The following is a 16,159-nucleotide window of genomic DNA, read 5'->3' on the forward strand; positions in this document are numbered from 1 at the left end:
GGTCCATCAGCCATCGGGTGGGTGCCGACCGTTGGTCGGCACGCCTACTTGCCGTCGCTTTCCGCGTCGGCCTCGAACAGATGCATCAGGTCGTTGCGTGCGTCGCGCGAGGTCTGGATCACCGCTGCCTCGTCGTCGTACACCAGGTACTGGTCGCGCAGCAGCTGCTCATCGTGCTCGCGGAAGCGCTGCACGTGGCGCTCGGCCACGTCCGGTGCCACGCCCAGCGCGGTCAGCACGCGGCCGCTCATCTCCAGGCTGGTGCCGAACACTTCGCGGAACGGCTCGGCCGACATGTCCATCAGGCGCCACGCATGCTGGCGGTTGCGTGCACGCGCCAGCACCGTCGCGTCCGGGTACAGCCGGCGCACCATGCGCACCGCGCGCAGGTTGGTTTCCGGGTCATCCACGGTGATCACGAACACATCGATGTGCTCGCCCCCGGCCGCGCGCAGCATCTCCGGCCGGGTCGGGTCGCCGTAATACAGCTGGTTGCCGAATCGGCGCAGGTCGGCCACGGTATCCGGGTTCGCCTCCAGCGCCACGAACGGCACCTTCTGCGCGGTCAGCAGGCGCGCGATCACCTGGCCGAAGCGGCCCATGCCGGCGATCAGCACCTTGGGCCGGTTGTCCGGCGCCACCTTGTCGGCCTCGGCCGGCTCGCGCGGAGTGGCTTTCTCCTGGCCGAGCAGTTTCAGCAGCGCGATCATCAACAGCGGCGTGATCGCCATCGACAGGCCGACGATCGCCACCAGCCGGTCGTGGTTGGCGTTGCCCAGCAGGTGCGCGCGCTGTGCCTCGTTGAACACCACGAAGGCGAACTCGCCGCCCAGCCACAGCACGCTGCCCAGCAGCAGCGATTGCCGCGAGCTGAGCCGGGCGACACGTCCAACCGCGTAGAGCAGGCTGAACTTGACCACCAGCAGGATGCCGACACCTGCGGCGATCAGCCACGGCTCGGCGGCGATGCGGTCCAGGTCGATGCCCATGCCCACCGCGATGAAGAACAGGCCCAGCAGCAGCCCCTTGAACGGCTCGATCTGCGCTTCCAGCTCATGCCGGAACTCCGAATCGGACAGCAGCACGCCGGCCAGGAACGCGCCGAGGCTGGGGCTGAGGCCGGCTTCCTGCATGAACCAGGCGGTGCCCAGCACCACCAGCAGGGCGGTGGCAGTGAATACTTCCGGGCTGCGGGTGCGCGCAATGATGCTGAACACCTTGCGCAGCACCGGTCGTCCGCACAGGATCACCACCGCCAGCGCCCCCAGCGCCACGGCCGCATCTTCCCAGCGCAGGGTCTCGTTCTTCACCCCGCCCAGCAGCGGGATGGCCGCCAGCAGCGGGATCGCGATCAGGTCCTGGAACAGCAGGATGGCAAAGCCCAACCGGCCGTGGTCGCTGTTGATCGCCTTGTGCTCGGACAGCAGCTGCAGGCCCACCGCCGTCGATGACAGCGCCAGCGCCACGCCTACCACCAGCGCGCTCTTCCACTGGAAGTGGTCGAGCAGCAGCAGGCCGCCCAGCACCAGCCCGGACAGCGCCACCTGCGCCGCACCGGCACCGAACACCGAGCGCCGCATCACCTTCAGGCGTGCCGGCGACAGTTCCAGGCCGATCACGAACAGCAGCATCACCACGCCGATCTCGGCGGCGCCGAGGATGCGGTCGGCGTCCTGCACGAAGCCGAGCCCGTCCGGGCCCAGCACCACGCCGGCCGCCAGGTAGCCCAGCACCGCGCCGAAGCCGAACTTCTTGAACACCGGCACGGCGATGACTGCCGCCAGCAGCAGCACCAGCGCCAGTTCCAGACCACCGCTATGCATGGGAATACCTGGTCATCGGGGGAGCCGCTGTGCGTCCGTTCGGGTTGGGAAAAGCGTGGCGAACACCACCGCGCCATTATGCGCGCCGGCCTGTGTACGCACGAGAACAACCTGCGGGCAGGGTGCTGCCGCGGCGGGACCGGGTTGACCTGCATGGTCCACGGGTCCAGACTGCCCGCCGCTGGCGGCGCGTCCGTCGGCACACGCATCCCGGAGTCCCCAACCCATGTCCAGCGACAGTAGAAGTCGACCTCGTTCGACGCCAGCGATGGCCACCGCCTGACATCGGGACGGTTTGCCTGCGTTGGCGTTGCGCGAGGTCGCACCCCCACAAGGCAAACCCGATGAACCAGAAGCAATTGCTGCGCCCGGTGGCCGATGCCGCCGCACTGGCCGCGCCGCTGGCGAACTTCAACACCGCCGATGCGGTGGAATTCCTCAACACGCTGGAACTGGCCCGCGCCGCGGAAACGCTGGCTGCGCTGCCGTTGCCGCGTGCAGTGAAAATGCTGGAAGCACCGGAACTGCACCGCAGTGGCGAACTGGTGGCTGCGCTGCCGCCGGCGCGCGCGGCCGCCCTGCTCGGCTTGATGGCCGACGACCGCGCCACCGACATCGTCCATGAGCTGGATGAGGAAGAACGCGCCCGGTTGATCCCGCTGCTGGGCACCGACGCCCGCCAGGCCATCCAGAAGCTGCTCAGCTACCCGCCGAACACCGCCGGTGCGCTGATGACCACCGAGTACGTGGCGGTACCCGCCAGCTGGACCGTGGCGCAGACCCTGCAGCACATCCGCCAGGTCGAGCGCACCCGTGAAACGGTGTACGCGATCTACGTGCTGGACCCGGCCAGCCAGCAGCTGCAGCAGGTGGTGACCATGCGCCGGCTGATCACCGGCCTGCCGGAGGAGTCGATCCTGGACGTGGCCCAGGTCAATCCACCGGTGACGGTGGACGCACTGATGGACCAGGAAGAAGTGGCACGGCTGATCCGTCGCCACGACCTGCTGGCGATCCCGGTGGTCGATGCGCAGCAGCAGATGCTCGGCATCGTCACTGTCGATGACGTACTGGATGCGCTGATCGAGGAATCCACCGAGGACGCGCACAAGTTCGGCGGCATGGAAGCACTGGACAAGCCGTACATGCAGATCGGCTTCTTCGAGATGCTGCGCAAGCGCGCCGGCTGGCTGAGCGTGCTGTTCCTGGGCGAGATGCTGACCGCCAGCGCGATGCAGCACTATGAGGACGAACTGGCGCGCGCGGTGGTACTGACCCTGTTCATTCCGCTCATCATGAGTTCGGGCGGCAACTCCGGTTCGCAGGCCACCTCGCTGCTGATCCGCAGCCTGGCGCTGCGCGAACTGCGCCTGCGCGACTGGTGGAAGGTGGCCCTGCGCGAAGTGCCCACCGGCATGGTGCTGGGCGCGATCCTCGGCTGCCTGGCCATCGTGCGCATCGTCATCTGGCAGCTGGGTGGCCTGCATGACTACGGCGAGCACTGGATCCTGCTGGCGATCACCATCGGCGCCGCGCTGGTCGGCATCGTCACGTTCGGCTCGCTGTCCGGATCGATGCTGCCGTTCATCCTGAAGCGGCTCGGCTTCGACCCGGCCAGTGCCTCGGCCCCGTTCGTGGCCACGCTGGTGGACGTGACCGGACTGGTGATCTATTTCAGCATCGCCGCGATGATCCTGCACGGCACACTGTTGTAAACCGGGGTCGGTTACGGGGTCGGTTACGGGGTCGGATCCCTTCGCGCAGCGAAGGGCTCTGACCCCTGAAGCACCGTGCCCCGGTAGTTGCCGACCTTGGTCGGCACGCAAGGTTCACGCAAGGGTCAGAGCCCTTTCCTGGGGAAGGGATCTGACCCCATCGCCATGGAATTTGGTTACCGTAGGCGCATGAGTACCTACCACCTGCAGTCCGTGTTCCGTCCGCAGTCGGTCGCGGTGATCGGCGGCAGCCCGCGTCAGCGCTCGGCCGGACGTGCGGTGATGCGCAACCTGCGCGGCACCGGCTTCCCCGGCAGGGTGGCGTGGATCAACCCGCGGCATGCCGAAATCGATGGCATCCGCACCGTGAAGCGGCTGAAGGACCTGGACTGGGTGCCGGATCTGGTGGTGATCACCGCGCCGGCGTCGATCGTGCCGCAGGTGGTGCGCACCGCTGCCGAACGCGGCGTGCAGGCCGCAATCATCCTCACCGCCCACCTGGGTGAAGGCCCGGGCTCGCTGTCGGCGCAGGTGGAGGCGGTGGCGCGCAAGCATGGCCTGCGCATCCTCGGCCCACACTGCCTGGGTGTGATTGCACCGCACGCACGGCTCAATGCCAGCATCGCAGCGCACTTCCCGCAGGCCGGTGATCTTGCGTTGATCTCCGAATCCTCGGCCATTGCCGCCGCGCTGGTGGAGTGGGGCGTGGCCCGCTCGGTCGGATTTTCCGCGGTGGTCTCGCTGGGCGACACGATGGACGTCGACTTCGGTGACCTGCTCGACTACTTCGCCACCGACTACCGCACCCGCGCCATCCTGCTCTACGTCGAGCAGATCAAGGATGCGCGCAAGTTCATGTCGGCCGCGCGTGCCGCCGCCCGCGCCAAGCCGGTGGTGGTGGTGAAGTCCGGCCGCGCCGAGCGCGTGCAGCCGGGCAGCCGCGATACCCATGTGCAGGCCCTGGCCCGCGCCGACGATGTGTACGGTGCAGCCTTCAACCGCGCCGGCCTGCTGCGCGTGGGCGCGCTGGACGAACTGTTCACGGCCGCCGAATCGCTGGGCCGGTTGGGGACCTTCCCCGGTCGTCGCCTGGCCATTCTCAGCAATGGTGGCGGTGTCGGCCGCCTGGCCGTGGACCAGCTCATTGCACTGCGTGGCACGCTGGCCAACCTGTCCGACAGCACGGTCGAGAAACTCGACGCCGTGCTGCCGCAGGGCTGGTCGCGCAGCAACCCGGTCGACATCGTGGTCGACGCCGATGGTGACCGCTATGCCGCCGCCATCGAGGCGCTGCTGGCCGACAACGAGAATGATGCGGTGATGGTGGTCAACGTGCCGACCGCATTCACTTCATCCGCAGACGCCGCACAGGCGCTTACCCGCACGCTCGGACTGCGCCCGCGCCATCACCGCGACAAGCCGGTGTTCGCGGTGTGGCTGGGCAACGATGACCAGGCCACCGCCACGCTCAACGCGGCACGGGTGCCGACCTATCCGACCGAGGCCGAAGCGGTGCGTGGCTTCCAGCACCTGGTGCGCTACCGCGAGGCGCAGAACGCGCTGATGGAAACGCCACCCAGCCTGCCGCAGGATTTCAGTGTCGACGCGGCGGCCGCACGCGCGCTGGTCGATGCGGCGCTGGCCAACGGCCAGCAATGGCTGGACCCGTTGGCCACCCACGAACTGCTCAAGGCCTACGGCATTCCCTCCGCGCCGGTGATGCATGCTCGCGATGCGCACGAGGCGATGGACCTGGCGCAACCGCTGCTGGAACGTGGCGCCAGCGTGGCACTGAAAATCCTGTCACCCGATATTCCGCACAAGTCGGAAGTCGATGGCGTACGCCTGAACCTGACGACGCTGCCGGCGGTGCAGAGCGCGGCCAATGCGATCCTGTCACGTGCGCGCCAGCTGCGGCCGGATGCGCGCATTGACGGTCTGCTGGTGCAGCCGACCATCGTCCGCCCGAAGGCGCGCGAGTTGATCGTCGGCATTGCCGATGACGCGACGTTCGGCCCGGTGATCGTGGTCGGTCGTGGCGGTACTGCGGTCGAAGTGATCAATGACAAGGCGTTGGCGCTGCCGCCGCTGGATCTGCGCCTGGCCCATGAGCTGATCGGCCAGACCCGTGCCTCGCGTATCCTCAAGGCCTATGGCGATGTGCCTGCCGCCGACGAGCGCGCACTGGCCCTGGCGCTGGTCAAGCTGGCGCAGCTGGCCGCCGACATTCCCGAAGTGCGTACGCTGGACATCAATCCGCTGCTGGTCGACGGCAAGGGCATCCTCGCCCTCGACGCACGCGTGGCGGTGGCGCCGTCGCGCATCCTGCACAAGGGCCGTGGCCATCCGCGCTTCTCGGTGTTCCCGTACCCGAAGGAGTGGGAGCGCACCATCGAACTGTCCGATGGCGGCCGCGCCTTCGTGCGTCCGGTGCGGCCGGAGGATGACGCATTGTTCCGTGCGTTTTTTGCCCGCGTCAGCGACGAGGATCTGCGCCTGCGCTTCTTCCAGTCGGTGAAGCACTTCAGCCACGAGTTCATCGCACGCCTGACCCAGCTCGACTATGCACGCTCGATCGCACTGGTGGCGATCGAACCGCGCAGTGGCGAAATGCTCGGCGCGGTGCGCCTGCACGCCGATGCCGACTACCACCGCGGCGAGTACGGCATCCTGATCCGCTCGGACCTGAAGGGCCACGGCATTGGCTGGCGGCTGATGGCGATCATGATCGAGTACGCCAAGTGGCTGGGCCTGGACGTGGTCGAAGGCCAGGTGCTGCGCGAGAACAGCACCATGCTGGCGATGTGCCAGAGCCTGGGCTTCAAGACGAAGCTGGACCCGGATGACCCGACGGTGATGATGGTGACCCTGCCGGTGCAGCAGGTAGAGGTGCCGGCGGCACCGCTGTAGAGTCGAGCTCGCTCGACTGTTGCCATCGAAAGCAGTCGAGCAAGCTCGACTCTACGACCAGGCTACCGCATCGGTTCCACCACCACTGCCGTGCCGTAGCACAGCACTTCGGTCAGCCCGGTCATCACATCGGTGGCGTCGTAGCGCATGCCGATGATCGCGTTGGCGCCCAGCTGCCGCGCGTGCTTGACCATGTCGCGGTAGGTTTCCTCGCGGGCCTGTTCGCACAGCTCGGTGTAGATGGTGATGTTGCCACCGAACAGGGTCTGGATGCCGCCGAGGAAATTGCCGACGATCGAGCGCGAGCGCACGGTGATGCCGCGCACCACGCCCAGGTTGCGCACCACGCGATGGCCGGGCAACTCGAAGGCGGTGGTGACCAGTGAATCGTCGAAACGTGTCAGCGAGGTCGTCGGGTTGCCGCTGTTGTAGGGGTCTGCCATGGCCGCATCCTTGGAACGGGTAGGGTCGAGGGCTGCATCCTAGCGTGTCGTCGCGCTGCTGGGCCGGTTCTGCAACGCACAGGGCCAGCCACGGCATGTCCTTGCCACCGCACCGGCGCGACAATACCCGCATGACCGACCGTATCCCCCTGCTGCTGCTGCCTGGCCTGCTCAACGATGCCGAACTGTGGCGCGCGCAGTTGGCCGATCTGGCCGACATCGCCGATTGCACCGTAGGCGACCAGACCCGTGGCGAAACCCTGCAGGCGGTGGCCGAGGACGTGCTGGCACAGGCGCCGGAGCGCTTTGCGTTGGCCGGGTTCTCGCTGGGCGGTTTCGTCGCCCAGCAGATCCTGCGCATCGCGCCGGAACGCGTGCTGCAGCTGGCGCTGGTCGATACCTCGATCCACGCCGATTCACCGGAACGTGCCGAACAGCGCCGCAGCCAGCGCGCCAGCGTGCGCCTGCCCGGCAAGTTCCATGGCTTCGGCGATGTGCTGATGCGCAGCTACATCGATGCCTCGCGGCTGGATGATTACGTGCTGGTGCAACGTGTGCGTGACATGACCGCCCGCCTGGGCGCGGACGTGTTCCTGCGCCAGAGTGCGCTGGAACGCCGTGACGGCCATGACGTGCTGGCTGGCTACCGCGATCCGCTGTTGATCATCTGCGGGGCCAACGACCGCATTACGCCACTCGCGGTCAGCGAGGAAATGCACGCCCTGGTGCCGCACTCGCAGCTGGTGGTGGTGCCGGACTGCGGGCACCTGGCCCCGATGGAGAAGCCGGACGAGGTCAGTGTGGCGATGCGCGGGTGGTTGCTGCAGGGCTAGGCCAAAGCCGCTTCTGGTGGGTGCGGACCTCGGTCCGCACGGTGTTTCAATGATCCATCAGAGGTCAGTGCCGACCAAGGGCGGCACCTACCGATTCCGATCCGCAACCGCGGTCGGGATCAATCCCAGGCGGGTGCAATCCCTTCCGGATTCGCCAGGCGATGGCCACGGTCCAGCTTGGCGATCTGCGCCATGTCTTCGTCGGTCAGGCGGATCGCTGCCGCTTCCAGGTTGCTCGACAGGTTCTCGCGCTTGGTCGACGACGGGATCACCGAGAAGCCCTGCTGCAGCGCCCAGGCCAGCGCGATCTGCGCCGGAGTGGCCTGGTGGCGGCCGGCAATGGCCTGGATCACCGGGTCCTTGATCACCTCGCCATAGGCCAGGCTCATGTAGGCGGTGACGTGGATGCCGTTGTCCTGCAGGAACTTCACCAGCAGGCGGTTCTGCAGGTAGGGATGGATCTCGATCTGGTTGGTGGCGATGGCATCGGCGCCAAGGATCTCGATGGCCTTGCGGGTCTGGGCGATGGTGAAGTTGGAGATGCCGATCGCCTTCGTCAGGCCCTGTGCCTTGGCCTCGGCCAGCGCCGGCAGGTACTCCTCCATCGGCACGTCGACCTTGTCGTTCGGCGACGGCCAGTGGATCAGCGTCAGGTCCACATGATCGGTACGCAGCTTTTCCAGACTGGTACGCAGGCTGGCCAGCAGCGCTTCGCGCTTGAACGCGGTGATCCAGACCTTGGTGGTCAGGTAGATCTCTTCGCGCGGCACGCCGGAATCGGCGATGGCCTGGCCGACCTCGGCTTCATTGCCGTAGATCTGCGCGGTATCGATGGCGCGGTAGCCGACATCCAGCGCATTGCGCACCGAGTCGATCACGGTCTGGTCTTTCAGGCGGAAGGTTCCGAGACCGAAGGCGGGGACAGTCATGGGGAGCTCCAGCAGAGGGGAGGGATGCGAATATCCAGCAAAGGGTAGGCCAGTGGCCGCATGCGTGCCGGCAACGGTGCATTGCACCACCGTACCGGCAGGGCATGACCTATCTCAATGCGTGGCCACGGCGATGCCATCGGCGCGGTCATCGATGCCGTCGCGGCGGTCCAGGCGGCCGCTGAGCACGGTCAATGCATACGCACCCACCACCACCAGCGCGCCCAGCCACGGCGTGTGCATCAGGCCGATGTTCTCCACCACCAGGCCGCCGAGCGAGGCGCCCAGCGCGATGCCGATGTTGAAGGCGGCGATGTTCAGCCCCGATGCGACGTCGGTGGCCTGCGGCGCATAGCGCTGAGCCTGCTTGACCACATACACCTGCAGGCCGGGCACGTTGCCGAACGCCACCGCACCCAGTGCCAGTACCGTCAGCAGCATCAGCCAGGTGTTGTAGGCGGTGAAGGTGAGCACGAACAGCACGACGGCCAACAGGGCGAAGATGCGCTTCAGTGCGGGCACCGGGCCCATGCGGTCGGCCATGCGCCCGCCCCACAGGTTGCCGATCGCCACCGACACGCCGTACACCAGCAGCACCAGGCTGACTGCGTTTGCCGAGAAACCAGTGACGTCCTGCAGGATCGGCGCCAGATAGGTGAAGGCCAGGAAGGTGCCGCCGTAGCCCAGCGCGGTCATCGCATAGACCAGCAGCAGGCGGGGTTGGGCGAGTACGGCCAGCTGCTGGCGGAAGCTGGCCGGCGCACTCTGCGGCACGCTGCGCGGCACGAACAGCAGCGCGCCGAGCAGGGCGATCACGCCCAGCGCGGCCACCGCCAGGAAGGTGGCGCGCCAGCCCAGGTGCTGGCCGATGAAGGTGCCCAGCGGCACACCGGTCACCAGCGCCACGGTGAGGCCGGTGAACATGATGGCGATCGCGCTGGCGGCCTTCTCCTTTGGCACCACCGCGGTGGCGATGATCGAACCGATCGAGAAGAACACACCGTGGGCGAGGCCGGTGAGGATTCGGGCGACGATCAGCGAGGTGTAGCCCGGCGCCAGGAAGGCGATGACGTTGCCCAGGGTGAACAGCACCATCAGCGCCACCAGCAGCGACTTGCGCGGTACGCGGCCGGTGAGCGCGGTCAGCACCGGCGCACCGATGGCCACGCCGAGGGCATACAGAGAGACCAGCAGGCCGGCCGAGGGCAGGCTGACCTGCAGGTCGGCGGCAATGGTGGGAATCAGGCCGACGATGACGAACTCGGTGGTGCCGATGGCGAAGGCACCGAGGGTCAGCGCCAGCAGGGCGAGGGGAATGCCACGGATCATGGCCGGCTCCGGAGGGAAGGAAGGCGCGCAGTGTGCGCGGCGCACCTTTGCCGAAAAACCGGTCTTCACGCCAATCACTATTGCCGCCCAGTCAATAATGGAGGCATGAAGACCACTCTCGATGAAATGCAGGCCTTCCTCGCGGTGATCGACAGCGGGTCGATCAGTGCTGCCGCCGAACAGCTGGGGCAGACGCCGTCGGGCGTGAGCCGGGCGCTGGGGCGGCTGGAAGACAAGCTCGGCACCACCCTGTTGACCCGTACCACCCGCCGCCTGCACCTGACGGCAGAGGGCGAGGCCTACCTGCGCCATGCACGGGCGATCATCGATGCGGTGGAGTCCGCCGAGGAACAGATGGCCGCCCGCCGCGAGCGCCCGGCCGGGCGCCTGCGCGTGGACGCGGCGATGCCGTTCGTGCTGCACGTGATCGCGCCGCTGGTGGCCGGGTACCGCGCGCGCTACCCGGAGGTGCAGCTGGAGTTGAACAGCTCCGAGCGCTACATCGACCTGCTGGAACGGCGCACCGACTTGGCGATCCGGATCGGGCCGCTGGCCGACTCCACCCTGCATGCGCGGCCGTTGGGTCGCTGCCAGCTGCGGCTGGTGGCCAGTCCGGCCTACTTGGCGGCACACGGCGAACCGGCCAGCGTCGCCGCGCTGGGCCAGCACACCCTGCTCAGCTTCAACGAACCGGAATCGTTGAATCACTGGCCGCTGCCGGGCGATGCCGATGGCCTGCTGCGGGTGCGTCCGGATATCGCGGTGTCCAGCGGCGAAACACTACGCCGACTGGCGGTGGAAGGCGTGGGCATCACCTGCCTGTCCGACTTCGTGACCGATCGCGACCGGGCTGCCGGCACGTTGGTGCCGGTGCTGGCGACGCAGACGCTGGATGTGTACCAGCCGATCCACGCGGTGTATTACCGCAACACGGCGGTGTCGGCGCGGATCAGCTCGTTCCTGGATTACCTGGGTGAAGCGATGGCGCGGAGCGATTACCTGCGCTGAGGTCGTGGTGGGGGTGCCGGCCAGCGGCCGGCACTACCGCAGGTTACGGTGGGTGCGGACCGTTGGTCCGCACGGCCCCTGCCATCGCCCGACCAACGGTCGGGCGCTACCCATGTGGTGGTGGGGTTGCCGGCCGCTGGCCGGCAACCGGATCAATCAGGCCGCGCGCGCCAGCGCGTCCTTCGCTGCGGCGGTGGTCGACAGATCGAACACATCCACCGCGTCGATCAACCGGTTCGCCTGCTGCTCCAGGCTGCGTGCGGCGGCGCTGGCTTCCTCCACCAGCGCGGCATTCTGCTGGGTGGTGCCGTCCATCTGGATCACCGTCTGGCTGACCTGTTCGATGCCCGCGCTCTGCTCCTGCGAGGCGGCGGAGATCTCGGCCATGATGTCGGTGACACGCTGCACCGACGCCACGATCTCGGCCATGGTGTCACCGGCCTCGCGCACGCGCCGTGCACCGTGGCCGACCTGTTCCACCGACGCTTCGATCAACGCCTTGATCTCCTTCGCGGCTGCCGCCGAACGCTGTGCCAGGGTGCGCACTTCGCTGGCAACCACCGCGAAGCCGCGGCCCTGCTCGCCGGCGCGTGCCGCTTCCACCGCGGCGTTCAGCGCCAGGATGTTGGTCTGGAAGGCGATGCCGTCGATCACGCTGATGATCTCGGCGATCTGCCGCGACGAGGTTTCGATCGCGCCCATCGTCGTCACCACCTGGCCGACCACGCTGCCGCCGTGAGAGGCAACGGTGTGCGCGCCGATCGCCAGCTGGTTGGCCTGGCGCGCATGCTCGGCGTTCTGGCGCACGGTGGAGGTCAGTTCCTCCATCGATGCCGCCGTCTCTTCCAGGTTGGCGGCCTGTTGTTCGGTACGGCGCGACAGATCGTTGTTGCCGGCGGCGATCTCCGCCGCCGCCGTGTGGATGTTGCCGGAGGCGTGCTTGATGTCGGTGACGATGGTTGCCAGCTGCGTAGCGGTGGTGTTCGCGTCGCCGGCGATACGCGCGAACACGCCCTGGAAATCACCGTGCATGCGCGCGCCGAGGCGGCCATCGGCAATCGCGCGCAGCATGCTGGAGACCTCGCCGAGGTTCAGTTCAGTGGTCTGCATCAATCGGTTCAAGCCGTCGACCATTGCGCGGAAATCATGCTCGAAGCGTGCGCTGTCGCCGCGCTGGCTGAAGTCACCGGCGGCGGCGGCTTCGGCCAGGCGGCGGATCTCGCCGTTGATCATGCCGAGATTGGCCTTGGCCGTATCCAACGCGTTGGTGATCACGGCCTTTTCGCCGGGCAGGCGTTCCATGTCCTGGCTGAGGTCACCGACGGCATAGCGGCCCATGATCGAGATCGCGCGCATCTTCACCTGGATGTGCGCGTCAACCAGCGTGTTGCAGTCGGCCACCATGGTGCCGAACGCGCCCGGGAACGCACTGGCATCCATGCGATGGCTGATGGTACCGGCGTCATGCGCCTGCGCCATCGTCGCCTGTGCGTCCAGTACGCCGCGCAGCGTGGACTGCACCGCCTGCATCGCCTGCGCGAGGCGACCGATCTCGTCGCGGCTGCGCACCTGCACCACGTGCTGCAGATCACCGGCGGCCACGGCACGCGCAGCGGCTTCCACCGCCAGCACCGGCTGCACCACCGCGCGCCTCAGCCACCAGGCCAGGCCCATCAGCAGCAACACGGCGGCCAGCACGGTCAGCGCCGCGCACAGCAGCAGGGTCTGCCGCGCCTGCTGCGACCGCGCCGCTACGGTTGCTTCGGCCACCTGCGTGGCATGCGTGCTCAGCGCATCCAGTGCGGTCGCCACCGGGCGGTCCTTGCCACGCACCAGGTTGTCGCCGGCGGCGGGATCGTAGCCGGCTTCCGCAAACGCCTGCAGGGCGGCGTGGTAGTCCTTCTGCAGCTGCGTGTGCAGGCCGATGAAGGACTGTGCCAGTTCGCGCGTGCGTATGTCCGGGCTGGCTACGAGGCCCCTGGCCAGCTGCTCGACCAGGCGGCCCTCGCTGTCAAAGGCGTCCAGATGGCGCTGGCGCAGCGCGTCGTCGTGGCCGCGCAGCAGCACGTTCTTCCATTCCTGCACCTGGCTGCGGAACTCGCGCTGCAGGCGTTCGGCGTCGCGGCTGTGCGCGACTTCGGGTGGAACCTCGGTGGACAGCTTCAACCAGGCGGAGGCCAGGCCCGCCAATGCGCACAGCAGGACCACGGCCAGACCAACGGAAACCGCGCCGAGCAGCTTGGACTGCAGGCGCGGAGCACGGACAGACGCTTTCATGGAAGGGACTCTCGGGAAGGGGCAATGCGGTATCGACCTGTCCCCACGCGTCTGAAGTGCGACGTTCATCACATTACCGTTTCGTTTAGTGATGTGAAGGGGATGTTTCATAGGACAAATGTGTCCATATGGAACGAAAGAAGATTCTCGACAGAGAATTTAAATGTAACTATCGTTGTTACATGAAATCCGCAAATCCACTGTCCGACGCCCTGCATGTGATGGCGCACCTGGTCGGCCATGGCGCCCCGCGCACGTCCGAGCAGCTGGCGTCCTGCCTGCCGACGCATCCGGTGGTGATCCGTCGCCTGCTGGCGCAGCTGCACAAGGCCGGCCTGGTGCGCAGCACCCGCGGCCACGGCGGCGGCAGCCTGCTGGCACGCGATGCCGCGGCGATCACCCTGCATGACATCTACCTGGCGGTGGGCGCACCACCGCTGGTCCAGGTCGGCGCACGCGACTCCGGCGGTGGCTGCCCGATCCAGCAGCTGGTCAACAGCGCCCTGCTCGAAGGGGCGCGCGAAGCGCAGCGCCTGCTCGAAGCGCGGCTGCAGGCGACCACGCTGGACCAGCTCGGCGCCGACTTCGCCCGCCATCTTGCCCATCACCGTTCCCTGGAAGGTCACCATGAATCCTGATGTGCTCATCGTCGGCGGCAGCTATGCCGGCATTGCCGCCGGCCTGATCCTGGCCCGTGCCCGTCGCCCGGTCACCGTCATCGACGCCGGTTCGCCGCGCAACCGTTTCGCCAGTCATTCGCACGGGGTGCTCGGGCTGGATGGCATCAGTGGCGCCGAGCTGCTGAAGACGGCGCGCCAGCAGCTGCTGGACTACCCCACGGTGCGTTGGGTGCATGCCGAAGCCGTTCAGGCCACCGCCAGCGCCGAAGGCGTGGAAGTGCGTACCGCCGATGGCCAGGTGCTGGCCGCGCGCAAGCTGCTGCTCGCCAGCGGCATCGCCGACCAGTTGCCGGCGTTGCCGGGCCTCGCCGAGCGCTGGGGCAGCACCGTGCTGCACTGCCCGTACTGTCATGGCTATGAAGTGGGTGGTGGTGCCATTGGCCTGCTTGGCGGTCATCCGATGTCCGCCAGCAAGGCGCCGCTGTTCGCGGACTGGGGCAATGTCACGTTCTTCAGCATGGGACTGGACATCACGGATGAGGAACGCGCTGCCATGCAGCAGCGCGGCGTGCAGATCGAGACGTCACCCGTGCTGGGCGTGCAGGGCGACCAGCCGACCTGGCTGGAAGTGGAGCTGGCCGACGGCCGCCGAATCGCCCAGCGTGCGTTGTTCGTGCCGGCCACCCAGGCGATGGCCACGCCATTGGTGCAGCAGCTGGGCTGCACGTTGGTCGAGAGCCCGCTGGGCGTGCTGATCGAGGTCGATGCGATGAAGCAGACCTCGGTGCCGAACGTGTATGCCGCAGGCGATGCGACCACGGTGGGCAACATCACCCTGGCCATGGCCGAAGGCGTGCGCGCGGGCATCGGCGTGCACCATGCGCTGGTGGCCGAAGACAGCGTGCCGCGCTGAACGCGCGTGCTCCGGTAGATGCCGACCTTGGTCGGCGCTGTTCCATCCACGCATGGCGTGGTTCTACTGCAATCGGGAGCGGTGGGTGCCGACCTTGGTCGGCACCGCTCCATTACCCCTTCACGCACAGCACCTGCCGCAGCGTGTGCACCACGTCCACCAGGTCGAGCTGCGCAGCCATCACATCGTCGATCGACTTGTACGCGGCCGGTGACTCGTCCAGCACGCCACTGTCCTTGCGGCATTCCACGTGCGCGGTGGCCTCGCGGTGCTGGGCCAGCGTGATCTGCTGGCGCGCCGTGCCACGGCTCATCACCCGGCCGGCGCCGTGGCTGCAGCTGTGGAAGCTGTCCGCGTTGCCCTTGCCGCGCACGATATAGCTGCGCGTGCCCATGCTGCCGGGAATGATGCCCAGCTCGCCCTCACGCGCGCTGACCGCGCCCTTGCGCGTCACCAGCAACTCCTGGCCGTTGTGCGTCTCCTTCTGCACATAGTTGTGGTGGCAGTTCACCGCCATCGCCGCCAGCTGGAACTTCGGCAGCCGGTGGCGCATCTCGGCCAGCACGCGCGACATCATCGCCTCGCGGTTCTGCCGGGCGTAGTCCTGCGCCCACGACACCGCTTCGACGTAGTCATCGAACAGCGGCTCGCCTTCCATGAAGAACGCCAGGTCCTTGTCCGGCAGGTGGAAGCCCAGAACGCGCCGGGCCAGTTCCTCGCGCGCCTTCTCGATGAAGTAGGTGCCGATCAGGTTGCCGGTACCGCGTGAGCCGCTGTGCAGCATCACCCACACCGTGTCCGTCTCGTCCAGGCACAGTTCGATGAAGTGGTTGCCGCCGCCCAGCGTACCCAGCTGGCGGTCCAGCTTGTCGGTGCGGATGCGGCGGTGCTTGTCCTTGATCTTCTCCAGGCCGGCGGCCAGCCCGGACTGCACCAGCCGGGTGTGGATGCTGTCGGGCATGCGGTGATGCTCGCCGCCGCGCCCGTTGCCGACCGGAATGCTGCGCTCGATGCTGTTGCGCAGCTGCCGCAGGTCATCGGGCAGGTCATCGGCGCGCAGCGTGGTACGCACCGCCGCCATGCCGCAGCCGATGTCGACGCCGACCGCGGCCGGGATGATCGCCCCGCGGGTCGGGATCACCGAGCCGACGGTCGCGCCCTTGCCCAGGTGCACGTCCGGCATCACGGCCACCCACGGCCCGACGAACGGGATCGCGGCGATGTTGCGCAGCTGCTCATGTGCCTGCGCTTCCAGCGGCACTCCGTTGACCCAGCCCTTGATCGGCGTGGTGCCCTCGGCATGCAGCCATTGATAGTTCTGTTGAGTGTCCATGTCTTCTTTAATGTCCTTGATGGGCC

12 protein-coding genes are annotated in these 16,159 nt (G+C 67.5%); 6 read left to right on the forward strand and 6 right to left on the reverse strand.

Annotation, left to right across the window (positions count from 1 at the left end):
• Window positions 1-44: 44 nt before the first annotated feature.
• Complete coding sequence (locus AC5P99_RS12325; protein ID WP_005411591.1) at window positions 45-1,823, reverse strand: monovalent cation:proton antiporter-2 (CPA2) family protein; 1,779 nt, start codon at window positions 1,821-1,823, stop codon at window positions 45-47.
• Between the two features lie 344 nt (window positions 1,824-2,167).
• Here AC5P99_RS12325 and mgtE point away from each other — a divergent pair, with 344 nt between their 5' ends.
• A complete protein-coding gene (gene mgtE, locus AC5P99_RS12330) occupies window positions 2,168-3,538 on the forward strand; it encodes a magnesium transporter (RefSeq protein WP_099561899.1) in 1,371 nt (456 codons plus the stop codon).
• Window positions 3,539-3,727: 189 nt separating this feature from the next.
• Window positions 3,728-6,448, forward strand: coding sequence for a bifunctional acetate--CoA ligase family protein/GNAT family N-acetyltransferase (locus tag AC5P99_RS12335; RefSeq protein WP_149501396.1), 2,721 nt, complete (start codon window positions 3,728-3,730; stop codon window positions 6,446-6,448).
• Window positions 6,449-6,510: 62 nt separating this feature from the next.
• On the opposite strand, the gene AC5P99_RS12340 is transcribed toward AC5P99_RS12335, so the two are convergent.
• On the reverse strand, window positions 6,511-6,891 hold the full coding sequence (locus tag AC5P99_RS12340; RefSeq protein ID WP_033833807.1) for a YbjQ family protein: 381 nt from the start codon (window positions 6,889-6,891) through the stop codon (window positions 6,511-6,513).
• 131 nt (window positions 6,892-7,022) lie between these two features.
• Here AC5P99_RS12340 and AC5P99_RS12345 point away from each other — a divergent pair, with 131 nt between their 5' ends.
• Window positions 7,023-7,724, forward strand: a complete 702-nt coding sequence (locus tag AC5P99_RS12345; protein WP_033833843.1) for an alpha/beta fold hydrolase — start codon at window positions 7,023-7,025, stop codon at window positions 7,722-7,724.
• Between the two features lie 119 nt (window positions 7,725-7,843).
• Here the strand turns inward: AC5P99_RS12345 and dkgB are convergent, their stop codons facing one another.
• Both dkgB and AC5P99_RS12355 read right to left on the reverse strand, forming a co-directional pair.
• Window positions 7,844-8,653 (reverse strand): 2,5-didehydrogluconate reductase DkgB, encoded by an 810-nt coding sequence (gene dkgB, locus AC5P99_RS12350; RefSeq protein ID WP_012481584.1) that lies wholly within the window; start codon window positions 8,651-8,653, stop codon window positions 7,844-7,846.
• Window positions 8,654-8,767: 114 nt separating this feature from the next.
• The gene (locus AC5P99_RS12355) at window positions 8,768-9,982 is read right to left on the reverse strand and encodes an MFS transporter (RefSeq protein ID WP_005411585.1); all 1,215 of its coding nucleotides are present in this window, start codon (window positions 9,980-9,982) and stop codon (window positions 8,768-8,770) included.
• A 105-nt stretch (window positions 9,983-10,087) separates the two neighbouring features.
• Between AC5P99_RS12355 and AC5P99_RS12360 the strand changes: the two genes are divergently transcribed.
• The gene (locus tag AC5P99_RS12360; protein ID WP_005411584.1) at window positions 10,088-10,990 is read left to right on the forward strand and encodes a LysR family transcriptional regulator; all 903 of its coding nucleotides are present in this window, start codon (window positions 10,088-10,090) and stop codon (window positions 10,988-10,990) included.
• Between the two features lie 156 nt (window positions 10,991-11,146).
• Here the strand turns inward: AC5P99_RS12360 and AC5P99_RS12365 are convergent, their stop codons facing one another.
• Window positions 11,147-13,267, reverse strand: a complete 2,121-nt coding sequence (locus AC5P99_RS12365; protein WP_099605374.1) for a methyl-accepting chemotaxis protein — start codon at window positions 13,265-13,267, stop codon at window positions 11,147-11,149.
• A gap of 182 nt (window positions 13,268-13,449) precedes the next feature.
• Here AC5P99_RS12365 and AC5P99_RS12370 point away from each other — a divergent pair, with 182 nt between their 5' ends.
• Both AC5P99_RS12370 and AC5P99_RS12375 read left to right on the forward strand, forming a co-directional pair.
• Window positions 13,450-13,905: an Rrf2 family transcriptional regulator gene (locus AC5P99_RS12370; RefSeq protein WP_495213200.1), complete on the forward strand. Its 456-nt coding sequence runs from the start codon at window positions 13,450-13,452 to the stop codon at window positions 13,903-13,905.
• A complete protein-coding gene (locus tag AC5P99_RS12375; RefSeq protein WP_005411581.1) occupies window positions 13,895-14,800 on the forward strand; it encodes an NAD(P)/FAD-dependent oxidoreductase in 906 nt (301 codons plus the stop codon). Before AC5P99_RS12370 ends, AC5P99_RS12375 begins: the two co-directional genes overlap by 11 nt.
• 112 nt (window positions 14,801-14,912) lie before the next feature.
• On the opposite strand, the gene AC5P99_RS12380 is transcribed toward AC5P99_RS12375, so the two are convergent.
• Complete coding sequence (locus AC5P99_RS12380) at window positions 14,913-16,133, reverse strand: RtcB family protein (RefSeq protein ID WP_323152519.1); 1,221 nt, start codon at window positions 16,131-16,133, stop codon at window positions 14,913-14,915.
• Between the last annotated feature and the right edge of the window lie 26 nt (window positions 16,134-16,159).

Source organism: Stenotrophomonas sp. YJH_SMC_80, from assembly GCF_059372495.1.